General features: G+C 50.1%; 23 protein-coding genes. All 23 read left to right on the top strand.

Going from position 1 to position 18,330, the window contains the following annotated elements; genetic code table 11:
- Positions 1–15: 15 nt before the first annotated feature.
- The 23 genes from hslU to fliQ all read left to right on the top strand — a co-directional run bounded on the left by hslU (position 16) and on the right by fliQ (position 18,315).
- Positions 16–1,419 carry an ATP-dependent protease ATPase subunit HslU gene (hslU, locus tag ACR9FF_RS17195; RefSeq protein WP_435163225.1) on the top strand — a complete coding sequence of 468 codons (1,404 nt, stop codon included), beginning with the start codon at positions 16–18 and terminating at the stop codon, positions 1,417–1,419.
- A gap of 37 nt (positions 1,420–1,456) precedes the next feature.
- Positions 1,457–2,227: a GTP-sensing pleiotropic transcriptional regulator CodY gene (gene codY / locus ACR9FF_RS17190; RefSeq protein WP_127495836.1), complete on the top strand. Its 771-nt coding sequence runs from the start codon at positions 1,457–1,459 to the stop codon at positions 2,225–2,227.
- A gap of 236 nt (positions 2,228–2,463) precedes the next feature.
- Entirely contained in the window at positions 2,464–2,871 is a 408-nt protein-coding gene (gene flgB, locus ACR9FF_RS17185) for a flagellar basal body rod protein FlgB (protein ID WP_201000557.1), read from the top strand.
- Between the two features lie 6 nt (positions 2,872–2,877).
- A complete protein-coding gene (gene flgC, locus ACR9FF_RS17180; RefSeq protein WP_015845034.1) occupies positions 2,878–3,333 on the top strand; it encodes a flagellar basal body rod protein FlgC in 456 nt (151 codons plus the stop codon).
- Between the two features lie 29 nt (positions 3,334–3,362).
- Positions 3,363–3,674, top strand: coding sequence for a flagellar hook-basal body complex protein FliE (gene fliE / locus ACR9FF_RS17175; protein WP_336786026.1), 312 nt, complete (start codon positions 3,363–3,365; stop codon positions 3,672–3,674).
- A gap of 41 nt (positions 3,675–3,715) precedes the next feature.
- Positions 3,716–5,299, top strand: a complete 1,584-nt coding sequence (gene fliF / locus ACR9FF_RS17170; protein ID WP_127495833.1) for a flagellar basal-body MS-ring/collar protein FliF — start codon at positions 3,716–3,718, stop codon at positions 5,297–5,299.
- Positions 5,300–5,310: 11 nt separating this feature from the next.
- Positions 5,311–6,324, top strand: coding sequence for a flagellar motor switch protein FliG (fliG, locus tag ACR9FF_RS17165; protein WP_015845031.1), 1,014 nt, complete (start codon positions 5,311–5,313; stop codon positions 6,322–6,324).
- Complete coding sequence (locus ACR9FF_RS17160; protein WP_201000556.1) at positions 6,317–7,153, top strand: FliH/SctL family protein; 837 nt, start codon at positions 6,317–6,319, stop codon at positions 7,151–7,153. The genes fliG and ACR9FF_RS17160 overlap by 8 nt, the downstream gene beginning before the upstream one ends.
- Complete coding sequence (fliI, locus tag ACR9FF_RS17155; protein WP_317981844.1) at positions 7,140–8,465, top strand: flagellar protein export ATPase FliI; 1,326 nt, start codon at positions 7,140–7,142, stop codon at positions 8,463–8,465. The genes ACR9FF_RS17160 and fliI overlap by 14 nt, the downstream gene beginning before the upstream one ends.
- A 10-nt stretch (positions 8,466–8,475) precedes the next feature.
- On the top strand, positions 8,476–8,925 hold the full coding sequence (fliJ, locus tag ACR9FF_RS17150; protein WP_435163220.1) for a flagellar export protein FliJ: 450 nt from the start codon (positions 8,476–8,478) through the stop codon (positions 8,923–8,925).
- A gap of 41 nt (positions 8,926–8,966) precedes the next feature.
- Complete coding sequence (locus ACR9FF_RS17145) at positions 8,967–9,863, top strand: MotE family protein (RefSeq protein WP_248756836.1); 897 nt, start codon at positions 8,967–8,969, stop codon at positions 9,861–9,863.
- A 22-nt stretch (positions 9,864–9,885) separates the two neighbouring features.
- The gene (locus ACR9FF_RS17140; protein WP_435163218.1) at positions 9,886–11,346 is read left to right on the top strand and encodes a flagellar hook-length control protein FliK; all 1,461 of its coding nucleotides are present in this window, start codon (positions 9,886–9,888) and stop codon (positions 11,344–11,346) included.
- A gap of 45 nt (positions 11,347–11,391) precedes the next feature.
- Positions 11,392–11,934 carry a flagellar hook capping FlgD N-terminal domain-containing protein gene (locus ACR9FF_RS17135; protein ID WP_435163216.1) on the top strand — a complete coding sequence of 181 codons (543 nt, stop codon included), beginning with the start codon at positions 11,392–11,394 and terminating at the stop codon, positions 11,932–11,934.
- On the top strand, positions 11,931–12,308 hold the full coding sequence (locus ACR9FF_RS17130) for a TIGR02530 family flagellar biosynthesis protein (protein ID WP_248756806.1): 378 nt from the start codon (positions 11,931–11,933) through the stop codon (positions 12,306–12,308). The genes ACR9FF_RS17135 and ACR9FF_RS17130 overlap by 4 nt, the downstream gene beginning before the upstream one ends.
- Positions 12,309–12,407: 99 nt before the next feature.
- A complete protein-coding gene (flgG, locus tag ACR9FF_RS17125) occupies positions 12,408–13,220 on the top strand; it encodes a flagellar basal body rod protein FlgG (protein ID WP_132305630.1) in 813 nt (270 codons plus the stop codon).
- Positions 13,221–13,295: 75 nt separating this feature from the next.
- On the top strand, positions 13,296–13,517 hold the full coding sequence (locus ACR9FF_RS17120; RefSeq protein ID WP_127495824.1) for a flagellar FlbD family protein: 222 nt from the start codon (positions 13,296–13,298) through the stop codon (positions 13,515–13,517).
- A gap of 2 nt (positions 13,518–13,519) precedes the next feature.
- Complete coding sequence (locus ACR9FF_RS17115; RefSeq protein ID WP_127495823.1) at positions 13,520–13,987, top strand: flagellar basal body-associated FliL family protein; 468 nt, start codon at positions 13,520–13,522, stop codon at positions 13,985–13,987.
- Between the two features lie 36 nt (positions 13,988–14,023).
- The gene (fliM, locus tag ACR9FF_RS17110; RefSeq protein WP_127495822.1) at positions 14,024–15,025 is read left to right on the top strand and encodes a flagellar motor switch protein FliM; all 1,002 of its coding nucleotides are present in this window, start codon (positions 14,024–14,026) and stop codon (positions 15,023–15,025) included.
- Positions 15,015–16,271: a flagellar motor switch phosphatase FliY gene (gene fliY / locus ACR9FF_RS17105; RefSeq protein WP_435163212.1), complete on the top strand. Its 1,257-nt coding sequence runs from the start codon at positions 15,015–15,017 to the stop codon at positions 16,269–16,271. The genes fliM and fliY overlap by 11 nt, the downstream gene beginning before the upstream one ends.
- Before the next feature lie 20 nt (positions 16,272–16,291).
- Positions 16,292–16,654, top strand: coding sequence for a response regulator (locus ACR9FF_RS17100; protein WP_015845017.1), 363 nt, complete (start codon positions 16,292–16,294; stop codon positions 16,652–16,654).
- A gap of 33 nt (positions 16,655–16,687) precedes the next feature.
- Positions 16,688–17,278, top strand: a complete 591-nt coding sequence (locus tag ACR9FF_RS17095; RefSeq protein WP_435163209.1) for a flagellar biosynthetic protein FliO — start codon at positions 16,688–16,690, stop codon at positions 17,276–17,278.
- Between the two features lie 37 nt (positions 17,279–17,315).
- Positions 17,316–18,023 carry a flagellar type III secretion system pore protein FliP gene (gene fliP / locus ACR9FF_RS17090; protein WP_373312715.1) on the top strand — a complete coding sequence of 236 codons (708 nt, stop codon included), beginning with the start codon at positions 17,316–17,318 and terminating at the stop codon, positions 18,021–18,023.
- Positions 18,024–18,045: 22 nt separating this feature from the next.
- Positions 18,046–18,315, top strand: a complete 270-nt coding sequence (fliQ, locus tag ACR9FF_RS17085) for a flagellar biosynthesis protein FliQ (RefSeq protein ID WP_127495819.1) — start codon at positions 18,046–18,048, stop codon at positions 18,313–18,315.
- Positions 18,316–18,330 lie beyond the last annotated feature (15 nt).

Raw genomic sequence — 18,330 nt, 5'->3', positions numbered from 1 at the left:
CGGAGGAGATATCATATGGTAAATCAAGCTTTTACCCCTCGTCAAATCGTAGCAGAGCTCGATAAATATATTGTGGGACAAAAGCCCGCAAAACGATCTGTCGCCATTGCACTCCGTAACCGCTATCGCAGAAGCATGCTCGACGAGACGCTTCGCGATGAGATTGTTCCAAAAAACATTCTGATGATTGGTCCTACCGGCGTAGGCAAAACGGAAATTGCGCGCCGTCTGGCAAAATTGGTCAAGGCTCCTTTTATTAAAGTTGAAGCGACCAAATTCACCGAGGTAGGTTATGTCGGCCGTGATGTAGAATCGATGGTGCGGGACCTGGTAGAGACGGCAATCCGGATGGTAAAGGCAGAAAAGACGGAGGCTGTTCAGGATAAAGCGGAGAAGCTCGCTAATGAGCGGCTCGTTACGCTGCTTGTCCCATCTAAAGTAAAAGAGAAGCAATCCAAAAACCCGTTCGAAATGCTGTTTGGCAATCAGCAAAACAATAAGGAAACGGTCGAAGAGCCTGAACACGATAACGTTATTATCACCAAACGCTCGCAGGCGCGTGATGACTTGGCCGCTGGCAAACTCGAGAACGAAATCGTAGAGGTTGAGATTGAGGATAATACCCCGACGATGCTTGATATGCTTGGCGGTCAAGGACCGGATGGCCTAGGCGGAATGAACATGCAGGAAATGCTGGGACAATTCATGCCGAAGAAGACCAAGAAGCGCAAACTGCCTGTTAAAGAAGCCCGCAAAGTACTCATTCAGGAAGAAGCCAACAAGCTTATCAATATGGATGACGTCATTGCCGAGTCCGTCTCCCGCGCGGAGCAGTCCGGTATCATTTTCATCGACGAGATTGATAAAATCGCAAGTCCGTCGAGAGGCAATGGTCCCGATGTGTCCCGCGAAGGCGTTCAGCGCGATATTCTTCCAATCGTAGAAGGGTCCACGGTCGTGACGAAATACGGACCGGTAAAAACGGACTATGTTTTGTTTATCGCAGCGGGTGCTTTCCATGTAGCGAAGCCGTCCGATCTGATTCCCGAGCTTCAGGGACGTTTCCCGATCCGGGTGGAATTAACGTCGCTTAGCCTGGAGGATTTCGTCAGCATTCTGACCGAACCGAAAAACGCTTTAACGAAACAATACGCAGCCCTTCTGCAAACGGAAGGTATTACGATTGAATTTTCTGACGATGCCATTAAAGAGATCGCTTCGATCGCAGCCGATTTAAATCGCAATACCGAAAATATAGGTGCCCGCAGACTTCATACCATATTGGAGAAGCTGCTTGAGGATCTCTCCTTCGAAGCACCGGATATTACCCTTGACCATATGGTCATAACTCCCGAATACGTGCGTGAAAAAGTGGGAGGCATTGCGAAAAATCGCGATTTGAGTCAATATATATTGTAGTGAAATGTAGTTGGGATGAGCTTTGGGAGGCTTTGGAATGACTTTACTTACAAAAACAAGAACGTTGAACCGGCTGCTGCAGCGAGCAGCCGGCAAAGCGCTCAATTTCAGAGAGATGGCTGAGGTATTGTGCAGTACCATACAGACCAACGTGTTTGTGGTCAGCCGTAAAGGAAAGGTTCTAGGCTGCGCAGCCGTGAATCCTTATGATCATGACACGCTTCGTTCGATGTCTGTAGAAGAGCTGCGCTTTCCGCAAGTGAGTAACAGCCTATTTCTGGACATGCAGGAACCCGTAACAAACGTTGCTCCGGATACGGGGGTCTATGAGACTTTCCCGGCGCTTGGGGAACAAGAAATCATGACTGTAGTACCAATTACAGGAGGAGGAGACCGTCTCGGTACGCTTGTTCTGACACGCACGAACGGCTCCTTCGATGATGACGATCTTGTGCTGGCCGAATACGGTTCGACAATTGTCGGCATGGAAATTTTGCGTGAACGCGCAGAAGAGGTTGAACAGGAAGCGCGCAGCCGTGCGGTTGTTTCGGTTGCGATTGGCTCGCTATCCTTCAGCGAGCTCGAGGCAGTAGAGCATATTTTCGAGCAGCTGGAAGGGAAAGAAGGCCTGCTTGTTGCTTCCAAAATTGCGGATCGGGTAGGTATTACAAGGTCCGTTATCGTTAATGCCCTGCGCAAGCTGGAAAGCGCCGGCGTTATTGAAACTAGGTCGCTGGGGATGAAAGGGACCTACATCAAAATTTTAAATACCCAGCTGCTTCAGGAATTGGAAAAAATTAAGCAATAATTTCCTGGGACTACCATCCTATCGGAAATTCATCGAAAAGCCCTATCTTGAAATTAAAGATAGGGCTTTTTTCTTATTGTAATATTTTGGACAATTGTTGAATATTATCATGTCGGCAAAACTCGACAGTTTCGTCTCATTTTTTTCATAATTTAATGTCGAACAAAGAAGGAATGGTTCGCAATCTGTTGAATACTTTACTAAGATCTTCTAATTGAAAGTGGTGACACAGGAACGTGAATCTATTGAATGGCACATCATTTGGGCGATTGGAAGGCGCGCTCAAGGCTGCAGAATTGCGACAAGGGGTCGTAGCCAATAACATCGCAAATGTCGACACGCCAAACTTCAAACGTTCGGAAGTTTTGTTTGAAGAGCTTCTCAGTCAAGAGATGGGAGGACAAACCGTCCTTCAGGGCAAGCGGACGAACGAGCGTCATATTCCGATAGGCAGGACCAGCGGAATAGTACCAACCGCACAGACACAGACCGATAACTTGTCCGAAATGAATAACAATGAGAACAACGTCGACATCGACCGCGAGATGTCTTTGCTCGCTAAAAATCAACTCAGCTACAATTTTTATATTCAGCAAATCAATCATGACGTGAAGATGATGAAGACAGCCATTGAAGGGAGATAACAGGAAGTGAGAATTTCTAGCAGCTTCGACGCCAGTGCTTCCGCACTAACCGCACAGCGTTTGCGAATGGACGTTATTTCCTCAAACATCGCGAATGCTGAAACAACCCGCGCCGGTTACGTGAATGGCCAATTCGTTCCGTATAAACGGAAAATGGTCGTACTTGAACCAATGACGCAAAACTCCTCTTTCTCCGATCTGCTGAACAAGCAGCTTGAAGGGACTTCCGGAGCACAAGGTGTAAAGGCAACTAGAATTATCGAGGATCAGTCGCCTACCAAGCTTGTTTATAATCCAACTCACCCGGACGCGGACGCGGACGGATATGTCCATATGCCTAACGTTGATGTGGCGAAAGAAATGGTTGACATGATTTCGGCTTCTCGTTCATACGAGGCCAATGTAACAGCTCTGAATGCGTCTAAAGCCATGTTTACGAAGGCGCTGGAGATTGGGAAGTAAAGTAAAATAACGATGACGGAGGGACGGGCATGATTCAACCGTTGCAACTTAATCCCGCACAAGCCGTTAACAAGCTGCTTGAAACTGCGAAGCCGCAGCAGCAGACAACACCTGCTGAGTCGATGAATTCTTTCGGGCAATACTTGGAGAGCGCACTTAATAGCGTGGATGCACAGGAAAAAGAGGTACATAAGTTAAACGATAAATACTTAATTGGCGAGGTTGATGTTTCACAGGTCCTCATCGCAACTCAGAAAGCAGAGCTTAGCTTACAGCTGACAACACAAATTCGCAATAAAGTCATTGATGCGTATCAAGAAATTATGCGAATGTCAGTGTAATGGGGCTTTCGAACTAGACAGAAGCTGGGTGAGGTGACAACGTGAACGAAAGAATCGCCCAATACCGCCAAAGACTTACGCAGTTTTGGGGGCAGATGGGCAAAAAACAAAAAATAGGGCTGGGGGCATCCATTGGTGCATTGTTGTTAACAATCGTGATTTTGACTTACATATTCACAAGAACGGATTACGAAGTAGCATTTCAAAACCTTGACACCACAGATGCGGCAGCAATAATGACTTATTTGGACGGAAACGGTATTCCTTATAAATTAAGCGCGGACGGTCAGAGCATCTCGGTACCTAGCGCGGTAGCGACGAGAACCCGGGTTGACGTTGGTTCACAGGGTCTTGTGCAGAACGGATCGATCGGATTCGAAGCTTTTGAAGGCGGAAGTGCTTTCGGACAAACCGAGAATGAATTTAACGTGAAGTACATTAACGCTCTAAACGGAGAGGTGCAGCAATTACTGAACCGGATGCAAGGCGTGCAGAGCTCGAAAGTGCTCATCAACCTTCCGAAGGAATCGGTATTCCTGACTCCGGAAGAGAAGGAACAGGCATCCGCTTCCATCATGATGAACTTTACGCCGGGTTACCGTCCAAGCCAGCAAGAGGTTGACGGCTATTACAATCTGGTGAAGACGGCGGTTCCGAAGCTTGCGATTCAGGATATCACGATCTCTAGCCCGCAAGGCGAGCTGGTTTCCTCCGAAATCGACGGCAACAAGATTGGCGCTGCAACCGATGCTGCGGAAAGCCACTTCATGATTCAACGGAAGTACGAAGCCGAAGTGAAGAAAAATATCCAGCAGTTCCTGGCTCCGATGCTTGGAGACAATCTCGTTATCAGCGTTGCCAGCAGCTTTAACTTCGACAAGAAGGTGACTCAGGAGAACCTGGTCAGACCGCTTGAGAACAACAACAATAACGGCATTATCGTAAGTGAACAACAAGACAACAGCACAACAACCAATGGTTCGGCTAATGCAGGCGGTGTCGCCGGTACGGGAGAAACGGATGTACCGGGTTATACGGCAACGGATAATACGAACGGTTCTTCCGAGCAAAACTCGCGGGTAACCAACTATGATTACGACCGCATTAACAATCAGATTGAATCCGCACCGTACCAGCTGAAGGATTTGTCGATCAGCATCGGTGTTGAACAGAGCAAGCTCACGGATCAATCCCGGCAAGAGTTAACGAATTTCCTTAGCTCGCTTGTCCGCGCGCAGCTGGCTGATTCCGGTCAAGATGTTAATGATGACGCAATGATTGCGAAAAAGGTTACAATTCTCGGTCAGAATTTCGCGGCAACGGATGCGGGAACTTCTTCCAGCGGTCTGTCGATGCAATGGGCGATTGGACTTGGCGCAGCGGCGCTTGCTTTGATCGGCGGTCTTGCCATTATGCTTGTCCGCAGACGCAGAAAACAAGCTGAAGAAGCGGCAGCAGCCGAAGCAGCCGCGTTGATGGAAACGCCGGCTAAACCGGAATTCCCTACGATTGATTTTGAAACAGTTAATAATGACAGTCAGGCAAGAAAAAATCTCGAAACACTCGCCAAACGCAAGCCGGAAGAGTTCGTCAACTTGCTCCGCACCTGGCTTGTGGATGAATAGAGGTGGCTCCCGTGGCAAAACCGCTTAATGGATTAACCGGTCGGCAAAAGGCGGCGATTCTGCTTATTACGCTCGGGCCAGAAGTATCCGCCCAAATTTTTAAACATTTGAGAGAAGAAGAGATCGAACAGCTTACTCTCGAAATTGCCAATGTCCGCAAAGTAGACAGTGCGGAGAGAGAACAGATATTGAGCGATTTTCATCAAATCTGTCTGGCGCAAGAATATATTTCGCAAGGCGGTATCTCGTACGCGAAAGAGATTTTGGAGAAGGCGCTTGGCGAACAGAAGGCTGTTGAAGTCATTAACCGATTGACGGCTACGCTTCAAGTCAGACCGTTCGACTTTGCCCGCAAGGCGGAACCGACGCAAATCCTTAACTTTATCCAAAACGAGAACTCGCAGACAATCGCGCTCGTCCTATCGTATCTGCAGTCCGAGCAATCCTCGCATATTTTATCGTCCTTGCCGCAAGAGAAGCAGGCGGACGTTGCCCGCAGAATTGCCTTGATGGACAGTACTTCGCCTGAGGTTATCAGTCAGGTTGAACGCGTTCTTGAGCAAAAACTTTCTGCTACGGTAACACAGGACTATACGAATGCAGGCGGCATCGATTCGATCGTTCAAATTTTGAACGGCGTAGACCGCGGTACGGAACGAACCATTCTGGATGCTCTCGAAATCGAAGATCCGGAATTGGCGGAAGAAATCAAAAAACGCATGTTCGTCTTCGAAGATATCGTCAATATCGACAACCGTTCGATTCAGCGCATTATCCGCGATGTGGAGAATGCCGATCTTCAGCTCGCCCTCAAGGTGGCAAGCGAGGAAGTGCGGGAAGCGATCTTCCGCAACATGTCGAAGCGGATGTCCGATACGTTCAAGGAAGAAATGGAATTTATGGGTCCTGTCCGGCTGCGTGACGTTGAAGAGGCTCAGACCCGTATCGTCGCTACGATTCGCAGGCTAGAAGAAGCCGGCGAGATCATCATCGCCCGCGGCGGAGGAGATGATATCATTGTCTAATTTGATAAAGTCTTCAAGCGTAATCGCGCTTGATCAGCTGAAACAGCTCTATTGGCTTAACAAACATGCTGCTGAGCAAGTAGCGGTGACCGAAGAGATTATTGAAGAGGCAGGCCCGGATGAAGAGACCATCTCCATTCGCGACCAGATCATCTCGGATGCACAAATTTTTGCAGAAGAACGTATTCGCGAAGCAGGCGAACAAAGCGAGCAAATGCTGGCAAAAGCCGAAGCCGATATCGATGCCTGGTGGCTTGAGAAACGGCTGGAAGATGAAAGGCATTCCGAAGCTTCCCGTCAAGCAGGCTTTGAGCAAGGTTATGCTGAAGGCCAAGCGCATGCCGAGCAGGCTATGCGGCAGGAATGGGAAAGCCGTCTGGAAGAAGCCAATGCCGTTCTGAAATCCGCTTACGAGATGCGAGAGCAGATTATTCAAGAGGCTGAGCCTTTTCTGGTAGAGCTTAGCGTCTCTATCTCGGAAAAAGTAATCGGCAGACAGCTGTCGGAAGCGCCTGAAATGGCACTTGAACTAATCCGCAAAGCATTGTCGAGGCGAAGGGAACAAGGCGTTATCGCCCTATGCGTTGCTCCGGGGCAGCTAGCTTTTGTCCAGGCGGCGAGGGAAGAGCTTAATCTTGTTATCGACTCGCAGGCTGAGCTTCAGATTATTCCCGACGCAACGGTTAAAGATTTCGGTTGCGTCATCCGTTCCGCTTACGGAAGCATAGATGCGCGGATTGATACGCAATTGTCCGAGATCAAGCGCGAACTTGTACAGCTTGCCAACCAAAGCCATGAAGAACGGAGCATGCCGGATGAACGGTATTAAACTGGACAGCTCCAAATATATGGACCAGCTTCGTCATCTTGACCCTATACGCGTGAACGGCAAGGTCACGCAGGTTATCGGTCTTACCGTGGAATCGGAAGGACCGGATGCAAGCATCGGCGATGTCTGCCTGATCTACCCGGCAAAAGGTGCCAAACCGATTAAAGCCGAGGTCGTAGGCTTCCGTGACAATAAAGTCATTCTAATGCCTTTGGGCGAATTGCATGCGATAAGCCCGGGCTGCGACGTTGTCGGGACCGGAAAGCCGTTATCGGTGCAGGTTGGTTCCGAATTGCTTGGCAAGGTGCTTGACGGTTTGGGTCAGCCGCTTGACGGATCTTTTTTGCCCAGCCGCATGCAGCAGTACTCGACCCACAATGAGCCTAGCAATCCGCTTGCGCGTCCCCGGGTACAGGAAACTTTGAGCATTGGCGTTCGCGCGATTGACGGTTTGCTTACCGTTGGCAGAGGCCAGCGCGTAGGTATTTTTGCAGGCTCGGGCGTCGGTAAAAGCACGCTGCTTGGCATGATCGCCCGCAATACTTCCGCTGACGTCAACGTCATTGCATTAATTGGCGAACGCGGCCGCGAGGTGCTCGAATTTATCGAGAAGGATCTTGGTCCTGAAGGACTTGCCCGCTCGGTTGTAATTGTAGCAACCTCCGATCAGCCTGCTCTAATCCGGATTAAGGGAGCTCTTATCGCAACTTCCATTGCGGAATATTTCCGCGACCGCGGATTAAACGTCATGCTGATGATGGACTCGGTTACCCGTTACGCCATGGCTCAGCGCGAAGTTGGCCTTGCCATCGGCGAGCCGCCTGCCACTAGAGGCTACACGCCTTCCGTATTCGCAACACTCCCCAAGCTTCTGGAACGGGCGGGAACAGGGCCTAACGGCTCGATTACCGCATTCTATACCGTTCTGGTTGACGGCGACGACATGAACGAACCGATCGCCGACGCGGTGCGCGGCATATTGGACGGTCACATCGTGCTTAACAGGCAGTTAGCGAATAAAGGGCATTTTCCTGCTATCGATGTTCTGGCGTCTGTCAGCCGCGTCATGAAGGAAATCGTGACGGAAGAGCATCAGGAAGCAGCAAATCAGTTAAAGATGTTACTCTCTGTTTATAGAGATTCGGAAGACCTCATCAATATAGGGGCGTACCAGAGGGGTACAAACGAAAAAATTGATACGGCCATCGAAAATATTGACGCAATCTATCAATTTACAAGGCAAAAGACAAACGAAAAGGTCACTTTGGCCGATTCAAAAGAAAGATTAATTCAGGAATTCCACGGGAGATGACGACGGGTAAATGGCAGCCTTTCGATACGCTTATCAAAAAATCGTAGACTTGAAGTCGAGCGAGAAGACGCAGGCTGAGTGGCAGCTATCTTCCGCAATTGGTGTTCTGCAGGCGGAAGAACTAAGTCTTTCGGAGCTGCGGACGAAACGGGCAGAATGGGAAACCAAGCAGCACGAGAGCTCGAATGAAGCTGTTTCTCTCGCTGAGCTGCAGCTGATGCAGCATTATCTGGAATATTTGGATTCCTGCATATCAAGCAAGCTTACGGATGTCAGGCAGGCTGAACGAAAGGTTGAATACAACCGGACAAACCTCGCGGACCGAATGAAGGATGAGAAGGTTTGGCTTAAAGCGAAAGAGCATGCCAAAGACCGGTTCCGGCATGTAATGCAGATCAAGGAACAGAACGAGCTGGATGAAATGGCTACCAACCGCTTCAAGGTATCCCTTCCATCATGATCTGCGGCGCAAGGTAAAGGGAGTGAATGACAGTGTCGGATATGGAAATGGAGAAGCAGGGGTACAGCGGCTTCGAACGGTTGATGTTTTTTATGACGCCGATCTTGTTTACGATAGTCCTTTTGGGCGCGTTATATATTTTGTTTAATACGGAAACCCGTAATCAAATGCTGGAGATCGGCAACTCGATTCCCTATCTGAAGGATGTACTTCCCGATCCCAAGACAGCTGACGGAAAAGCTAACGACGACCAGCTGAAATCAGCCAACATGAGCCGTAAGATCGATGAGCTCCAGGCGCAGCTGCAGGAGAAGGAAGCCGAGCTTGCCCAAACCAACCAGACGAAGGCAGCCCAAGAGCAGGAATTAAAAAGCATGCAGGATCAGATTGATTCGCTTAAGTCTTCTAATGAAGAAAAAGCAGCGGACGACGCCGCTTATCAGGCGAAAATCCAAGAGCTTGCGAGCATGTACAGCAAAATTACCCCAAGTAAAGCTGCTCCGATTCTGCAAAGCATGACCATGGATGAAATGGTGCTTGTATTGGATTCCATGAGACCGGACGACAGAGTTCGGATTCTGGAAAAAATGAACCCTCAAACGGCGGCCGACGCAACGATGGCGCTGAAGGATACCGTAACGGCGAAGGACAGACAGATTGCCGCGCTGCAGGCTGAGCTGAAAAAAGCCAAGCCGACGGAAACCAAGCAGCCTTCCTCGCAGCTGAGCAGCAATCAATTGAGCGCTACATTCGCAGCAATGGATGCCAAAAGCGCAGGGGAACTGTTAATTAAAATGGCGGATATCAGCCCAAGTAAAGTGATCCGCATTCTGAATACCGTGGATGACAAGACTCGTTCCGGAATTTTGGCGGAAATGTCCGGCATTAATCAAACGATTACCGCTCAACTGATGTCTAAGCTCATGGCAGGCAGCTAAGAGAGAGGAGGTGAATCAATTAATGGAGATGATCATTCCTCAAGCCGCAACGCCGGCACCAGCCGCGACTGCAAACAACGCATCGACTCAAGCGAAATCCGGCGGAAATGACAAATTTCAAAAGACGCTTGCGACTCAGATGAAAGGCGACAAAGGCGCTTCGGATAAAACCGGCGCAGCTTCGTCTGCGGCGGATAAGGCTGACAACGCGCAGCAAGCCGCTTCCGGCAAGGAAGCGCAAGCAATAAAGGATGTATCGGCAAACAATCAGGCTGCAACAGGCGGAGCGACAGCTGCGGCTGACACTGCTGCCGTAACGGACTCGGATGTTCTGACCGATGCAACGGCTGACCTGATGGAAATCATCGATCAATTGCTCGCGGATCTGGAAAAGATCAAGTCGGATTTGTCCGACCCATCGGCTGATAGCCAGGATCAGGATACGTCGGAGCCAGCTTCCATGCTGGATCAACTGCAGGCTTTGCTTGCACTGCTAGGGATTCCGATGCCGGTACAGCTTCAGACTCCAAGGGGCGACGCTTCCAATCAGCCACCCGCAGGGGATCAGAATTCGAATCAGCAGCTGGCCGCAATCGTAAGCAAGGTTCAGGATTCCTTGCTGCAGCTTCAAACGGCAATGCAGGAAGGGACCATGAAGCAAATCGGACTTCAGGAGCCGGTTCAACTGATTGGACAACAGCTTGAGGCTTTGCAGCAATTCGTCCAAAAGCAGAAGGACCTGAGCGTTCGTACCGAGACGCCGGTCGTATCCGCAGAGCAAGCGCCGGAAATCACGGTTACAGCTGCTGCCCCTGCAATATCCGTTCATTTGCAGCGATTAACAGAACGCGCGGTACATCCGGTTGCGCTAGCGGCGACAACCGATCAGCAAGTTACGAAGGAAGAGACGGAAGCGTCCGGCGAAACGGACGAGCAGGTACCTACCGTAACAGCCGGCCAATCGTTTGCTGATGTCATTCGTCAAACGGCGCCCCATGCAGCAAAGCTAACCCCCGTTGTCCAAGCGTCCGTTCCGGTTACCGATTTCGCGGATAACATGAAGGATTTCATTCAAAAGCTGGACATCAAGCATGGTAACGGCATGTCGGAAGCGACTATTCAGCTATTTCCCAAAGAGCTTGGACAGGTTGATGTGCGCATAACGATGCATAACGGACAACTTACGGCATTGTTCCATGCCGATAACGCAAGCGCTAAGGATGCGCTTGACAATCAAATGGCGCAGTTAAGAGTTGCTTTGCAGCAGCAAGGCTTGTCGGTCGACAAGCTTGAAGTAACGTACGGCCAATCGGCCGCGCATTTATCCAACGGCCAGCATGGTCAAGGAACCGGTCAGCAGGCTTTTTCCAATCAAAATAAATCCAAAGGCGACGGGTTGCAGGAGGATTTTGAGTCTGATGTTGCCGAGCAGCAGGCGATACAGGATTTAGGCTACGGACGAGCCGTCAATGTGACGGCATAATCAAAAGCTCCTTAGACGGTACGCGTGTAGGATGGAGGTGAGTTTATGGCGACAGTATCTTCGAAAGTCATGTGGCCGAATTACAGCACTTCGAACGTAAAGGCCGCTGGCAAGGATACCGACAAAAATGCGTTAGGCAAGGATGCGTTTCTGGAATTGCTCGTGACCCAGCTGAAAAACCAGGATCCGCTGCAGCCGCAGGATAACGCAGCGTTCATTACGCAGATGGCTCAGTTTACTTCCGTTGAGCAGCTGATGAATATGTCGGATCAGCTTTCCCTGCTTAATCAAAATCTGGGCACGGCATCTTCGATTATCGGAAAAACCGTTTCCTGGTACGAGCTGGATGACGCAGGCCAGACCAAGCTGATGTACGACACGGTCAATTCCATCGTTTCTCAGGACGGTACTTTGTATGCCAAATTTGCGGATGAAACGATGATTAAGCTTAGCGATGTCGTGACGGTATCCGATAAAGCACCGGAAGCTAATCAATCCGGCGACGGAAGTGAAGAGACCACCGGGAGCACGGAGGGAACGGCGGATACACATTCAAGTTCAACCGAACAGGAAGATGGTTCCGCATGAGTGACGGAGTGAAAATCAGCCATCTGTTTCCTGTCGGGGCGCCGCCACTGACCGGTGCCAAGAATGCGGCAACGCGTCCGCAGCAAGCCGGCGGCTTCAAGGATATGCTTGATGCCAAGGTGCTTAAATTCAGCCAGCACGCGGAAGTGCGGATGAAGCAGCGAGGAATTCAGCTGCAGCCTGAATCGTTGACCAAGATTATGAACGCGGTGGACGAAGCCGAGTCTAAAGGCGCAAAAGATTCTTTAATTGTAATGAAAGACATTGCGATGATCGTAAATGTCCCCAGCCGGACGGTAGTTACGGCGATGGACGGCAAGCAAATGCAGAGCAATGTGTTTACGAATATCGACAGCGCGGTGATCTTAAGCTAGGGCTGGACCGCTAAGGGGGCCCTTTGGCTGCCGACCGACTGAAGCAGCCATTACGCAAAAGATCCGGAAGTCCATTTCTTTTTAGGAGGAGTTATATAAATGCTTAGATCCATGTATTCCGGCGTATCGGGTATGCGCGGTTTCCAGACAAAGCTTGACGTAATCGGCAACAACATCGCTAACGTTAATACGGTAGGATTCAAGGGCGGCCGCGTTATGTTCAGCGATATTCTGAGCCAGACCACTTCAGGCGTTACCGCGTCTCTCGAAGGGGAGCAGGGCGGCGTCAACGCGAAGCAGATTGGTCTTGGCGTAACGATCTCTTCGATCGATACGATCCATACGCCGGGCAGCGCGATGACGACGAACGTGCCAACCGACCTTCGCATTGACGGAGACGGCTTCTTCGCGGTATCGGCCGGAGGGGATTCTCCTACTTATCTGACGCGCGCGGGCAACTTCACCTTGGATGGCAACAGACAGCTTGTTAATGCCGACGGCATGTTTGTTCTTTCCTCCGACGGCGAGCCAATCGTGCTCGGAGAGGACGTAACCTCCTTCTCGATCGGTCAAGACGGCTCGATTCTGGCGGTAACGGCGGACGGTACGGAAGCCGTCGCGCAGCTTGGGGTCGTAAAAGTGGTTAACCCGAGCGGTCTGGAAAAAGTAGGCGGCAACCTGTACCGGGTAACGGCCAATGCCAATCCGGACGGCGAGTTCGAGATTGTAACGGCGGATGATGCTGAACTTGGCACGGGTGCCATTATCGCGGGCCAGCTGGAAATGTCGAACGTCGACCTGACGAACGAATTTACCGAGATGATCGTTGCCCAGCGCGGCTTCCAGGCGAATTCACGCATCATCACCACATCCGATGAGATTTTGCAAGAGGTCGTTAACCTGAAACGTTAATAGCTTCGCGCAATAGCCATCGGTCATGACTGAAGGGGGCTGTTATCAGCCCCCGAATCAGCGAGGGGGGAGCTTATGATTACCGTAACTCGATTGAATGGCTCAAAGCTGATGATTAACGCTCTTCTAATCGAATTGATAGAAGAAACTCCGGATACGATCATAACGCTCACTACGGGCAAGAAGTTTATCGTAACGGAGAGCGCAGCCGAGCTGGTACAGCTAATTCAGAGTTATATTCGTTCAATCGGCGTTCTTGCAGCGACCCAGAAGATCGAACATACGGAGGGTCCATAGAGATGAAAAAAATGTTGCCATGGCTAGTCACAACCTTGCTAGCAATTACGCTGATCGCAATTGTATCCATCATCATGTACAAATCATTTTTTAACGACACGGATAAGCCCGATCCGGAAAAGGCACCCGTTACGGTGAAGCATCTTTCCGCGGACGAGCTGGTATCCGTTACATCCGAGCTGAAGGATTTCAAACGCAACCTGAAAGATTCGGACTATGTCGTAGTAATGAGCTTTGCGTTCCAGCTCGACAGCAAGAAGACAAAGGAAGAGTTCGACAAGATCCTTGAAATTGAAGTAAGGCCAATCATTAACCGTACCGTTGCCGATTTGACGGCAGCTGAGCTTAACGGCTCGCAAGGCGAGGATATGCTGGAATCGAAGCTTCTGAACTTGATTAATCCGATTCTGCCGGAAGGCAAAAAGCTGGTTAAAGTGGAAATTACGAATTTTATCATGCAGCAGTTATAAGCTTGTTGCCGACATTCCTTGAAGGGGGTGAGAGAATTGGTTGATGTACTATCGCAGAATGAGATAGACGCGCTGCTAGCTGCTTTGTCATCGGGTGAGATGGATGCGGATGAGCTGAAAAAAGAAGAGGTTACGCGAAAAGTTAGAGTCTATGATTTCAAGCGCGCTACTCGATTCTCGAAGGATCACATACGAAGCTTAACACGCATACACGAAAACTTCGCGCGATATTTGACAACCTATTTCTCAGCGCAGCTTCGTACGTTCGTTCAGATCAATGTCGTGCAGGTCGAGCAGCTGCCGTACGATGAATTTATCCGCTCGATACCGAAGATGACGATTCTGAACATATTTGAAGCGGAGCCGCTGGAAGGGCGCATGGTGCTCGAGGTTCATCCTAACGTTGCTTATGCGATGCTGGACAGAATGCTCGGCGGGCAGGGGATGGCGCCTTCCAAGATCAACAATCTGACGGAGATCGAGACCATTATTATGGAACGGATTTTCGCCAGGGCGTTTGAAAGCTTGCAGGAAGCATGGAAGACGATCATAGATATATCACCTCGTCTGGAGGCGCTGGAGACGAATCCGCAATTCATGCAGATTGTCTCGCCAAACGAAACGATCGCATTGATCTCGCTTAGCACGAAGATCGGAGATACGACGGGGATGATCAATTTATGTATCCCTCATGTCGTTATTGAACCGATTATGCCGCGGTTGTCTGCTCACCACTGGTTTGTCTCCCAGAAAAAAGAGAGGATTCCAGAGGAAGTCGAAATGCTGGAGCAGCGCGTAAGCAAAGCGAAGCTCCCAATCGTTGCCGAGCTTGGCGAATCGGTCATTACGATCAAGGAATTTTTGGGTCTCGCGGTAGGTGACGTCATTTCGTTAAATAAACCGATAGATGACGGCCTCCGCATCAAGGTTGGCGAGAAGCTGAAGTTTATCGGAAGTCCGGGCTCCGTCAAGGATCGGATAGCCGTGCAAGTGGATCAAGTTGTCAGCGAAGGAGCGGAAGAAGAAAATGACGAGTAAAGATTATTTATCGCAAGAGGAAATAGACGCGTTGCTTAATCAGACAGCCAGCGAGCTCGCCTCATCGCAATCGCAGGCTTCCGAATATCAGCTGTCGGACTTCTTGTCTTCCATCGAGCAGGATGCTCTGGGGGAAATTGGCAATATCACGTTTGGCAGCGCGGCAACGGCTTTATCTACCTTGCTAGGCAAGAAAGTCGATATTACGACGCCTCAGGTTACCTTCATTAAACGCGAGGATCTTGCGAACGAGTTTCCCAAGCCTCATGTGGCGGTCAGCGTACAGTACGTAGACGGGTTCCAGGGGATTAATTCGCTAGTGATCAAAACAAAGGACGCGCAGGTCATTGCCGACCTTATGCTCGGCGGAGAAGGGGATGTAACGCTTCAGGAGCTGAACGAGATTCATATCAGCGCCGTTCAGGAAGCGATGAACCAGATGATGGGTTCCTCCGCGACATCGATGTCTACGATTTTTAACCGCTTCGTTAATATTTCGCCTCCGGGTATCGACATTCTCGATGTAGACAGCGGCGGCGGAATGGGACAGCTCCCGCCTGAAGACGTGTTTATCAAAATCTCTTTCCGATTGACGATTGGAGATTTAATAGATTCCACCATCATGCAGCTTCTGCCCGTACCGTTTGCGAAGCAGATGGTTGCGATTCTGATGGGGGACGTTGAGGAAGAGATTGCGGCTACTCCGGCTCCTGCGCCTGCGCCAACACCGGCACCGGCGGCAGCGGTAACGCCAGCTCCTGCACCGGCTCCGCAGCCGGCTTACCAGGATCCGTACCAGCAAGCTCCGGCGGCAGCGGCATCGCAATACAATCAGCCGTATAATCCTTATCAGCAAAGCGCGGCGTTCGATATTCCGATGCAGCCTATGGGTCCTCAGACCTATGGTCACGCGGCAAGCCGAAACGTAAATGTTCAGCCTGTACAGTTCGCCAACTTCAACCAAGCGCCATATGTGCAAGCAGATGAGACAAACCTCAATTTACTTCTCGACATACCGCTTAAAGTTACCGTAGAATTAGGTAGGACCCAAAAGCAAATTAAGGATATTCTGGAATTGTCCCAAGGCTCCATTATCGAGCTGGACAAGCTGGCCGGCGAACCTGTCGACATCCTGGTGAACAACAAGCTGATTGCCAAGGGTGAGGTTGTCGTCATTGATGAGAACTTTGGTGTACGGGTAACGGATATCGTAAGCCAATGGGACCGCATTCAAAAATTGCAATAATACTCTAGGAGGAAAAAAAGATGGCAAACCGCATTCTAATCGTAGACGACGCAGCATTCATGCGCATGATGATCCGAGACATTCTGACAAAGAACGGCTACGAGGTCGTCGGGGAAGCGCAAGACGGCGCACAGGCGGTAGAGAAGTACAAGGAGCTTAAGCCTGACCTGATTACGATGGACATCACGATGCCGGAGATGGATGGCATTTCCGCGCTGAAAGAAATCAAAAAGCTGGACGGCAATGCAAAAGTGATTATGTGCTCCGCGATGGGCCAGCAAGCGATGGTTATCGACGCGATCCAAGCCGGCGCAAAAGACTTTATCGTTAAACCATTCCAAGCTGATCGCGTAATCGAAGCGATTAAGAAAACGCTTGGCTAAGCTATGCTTACATATGCTACGAGATTAACTTCCTTGACTGCGGTTGGCGTTGCTGTACAGCCCGCCTTCGCCGCGGCAGCGGGCAGCGGGAATGACGAGAGTCCAATGGCCGGCAGCTATACGGGCAGCGTGATCTGGGTCATTGTCTCTCTTTTTATAGTTATCGGCTTAATTGTATTACTTATTAAATTTTTGTCTCAGCGTAATCGCATGTGGGGAACTAACCGTGCGGTTCGCTCTCTCGGAGGGGTTGCGCTGGGGCAGAACAATTCTCTTCAGGTTGTAGAGCTGTCAGGCCGGTTGTATGTGGTGGGTGTAGGAGAGAACGTGACGCTCCTCGACAAGATTGACGATGAGAAGCAAGTGCAGGCCATTCTTGCTTCGCTAGACAGACAATCCCATGCAGCCGGATGGTCGGCAAACACAATCTCCGATTTTCTTAAGAGGTTCCGTAAAGAAGAGTCGCGCAAGGGAGAGGACCTGACGGAAGAGCAGTGGAACATGCAGGAATCCTCCTTCCAAAGCTTGCTGAATCAAAACCTCAGTAAGCAGGCTGTCCGCAGAGAGCAGCTGGAGTCGCTTCTGAAGGAATCCAAACATGATGGGGATGACAATGAAAAATAAATGGTGGATTTCGATTGTCACCGTACTGCTGGGGGTTATGCTGCTGCAATCGCATGCGTTTGCGGCCGATCCGCTGCCAAATGTCGATATCAGCATCGGTGATGGAAGCGAAGAGCCGGGAACCAGCGCTTTGTCGCTCCTGCTTCTAATAACGGTATTAAGCATTGCGCCGGCAATCCTGGTACTTATGACAAGCTTTACCCGGATCGTCATCGTACTTGGATTCGTACGGACATCGCTTGGCACGCAGCAAATGCCGCCGAACCAGGTTCTAATCGGGCTGGCGATGTTCCTGACCTTTTTCATTATGGCTCCGACCTTCTCCCAGGTAAACGAAGTGGCTTTGCAGCCTTATCTCAAGGGTGAAATCACGCAGACCGTGGCGCTGGAGAAAGCGGCGGATCCGATGAAAAAGTTTATGATCTCGCATACGAGGGAGAAGGATCTGCTTCTGTTCCTCAACTATACGAAAACGGAGAAGCCGGAGAAATATCAGGATATCCCGATTACCGTTCTGGTGCCTGCCTACGCGATAAGCGAACTGAAAACCGCATTCCAGATGGGCTTTATGATATTTATTCCTTTCCTGGTCATCGATATGATCGTCTCAAGCACGTTAATGGCGATGGGGATGATGATGCTGCCGCCGGTCATGATATCCCTGCCGTTTAAGCTTCTGTTGTTCGTGCTGGTGGACGGGTGGTATTTGATCGTCAAATCATTGCTGTTAAGCTTCAACACGTAATTATGACAGGGAGGAACGTTCAATGAGTGCTGATTTCATCATCGGATTGGCCGGACAAGCCATCAGTACCGTATTGAAAGCCAGCGCGCCGATGCTCGTTCTCGCTCTAGTCGTCGGATTGATCGTCAGTATTTTTCAAGCGACTACCCAAATTCAAGAGCAGACGTTAGCTTTTGTGCCAAAAATCGTAGCGGTCTTTGTATCCCTGATTATATTCGGGCCTTGGATTCTGAATGTAATCGTCGATTTCACTTACAATCTGCTGAACAACTTGTATAAATACATCGGATAGGTTGTGAACGGAAAT

The organism is Paenibacillus glycanilyticus, from assembly GCF_051200795.1.
Classification (GTDB): Bacteria; Bacillota; Bacilli; order Paenibacillales; family Paenibacillaceae; genus Pristimantibacillus; species Pristimantibacillus glycanilyticus.
This window is presented reverse-complemented; position numbering and strand designations above follow the sequence as displayed.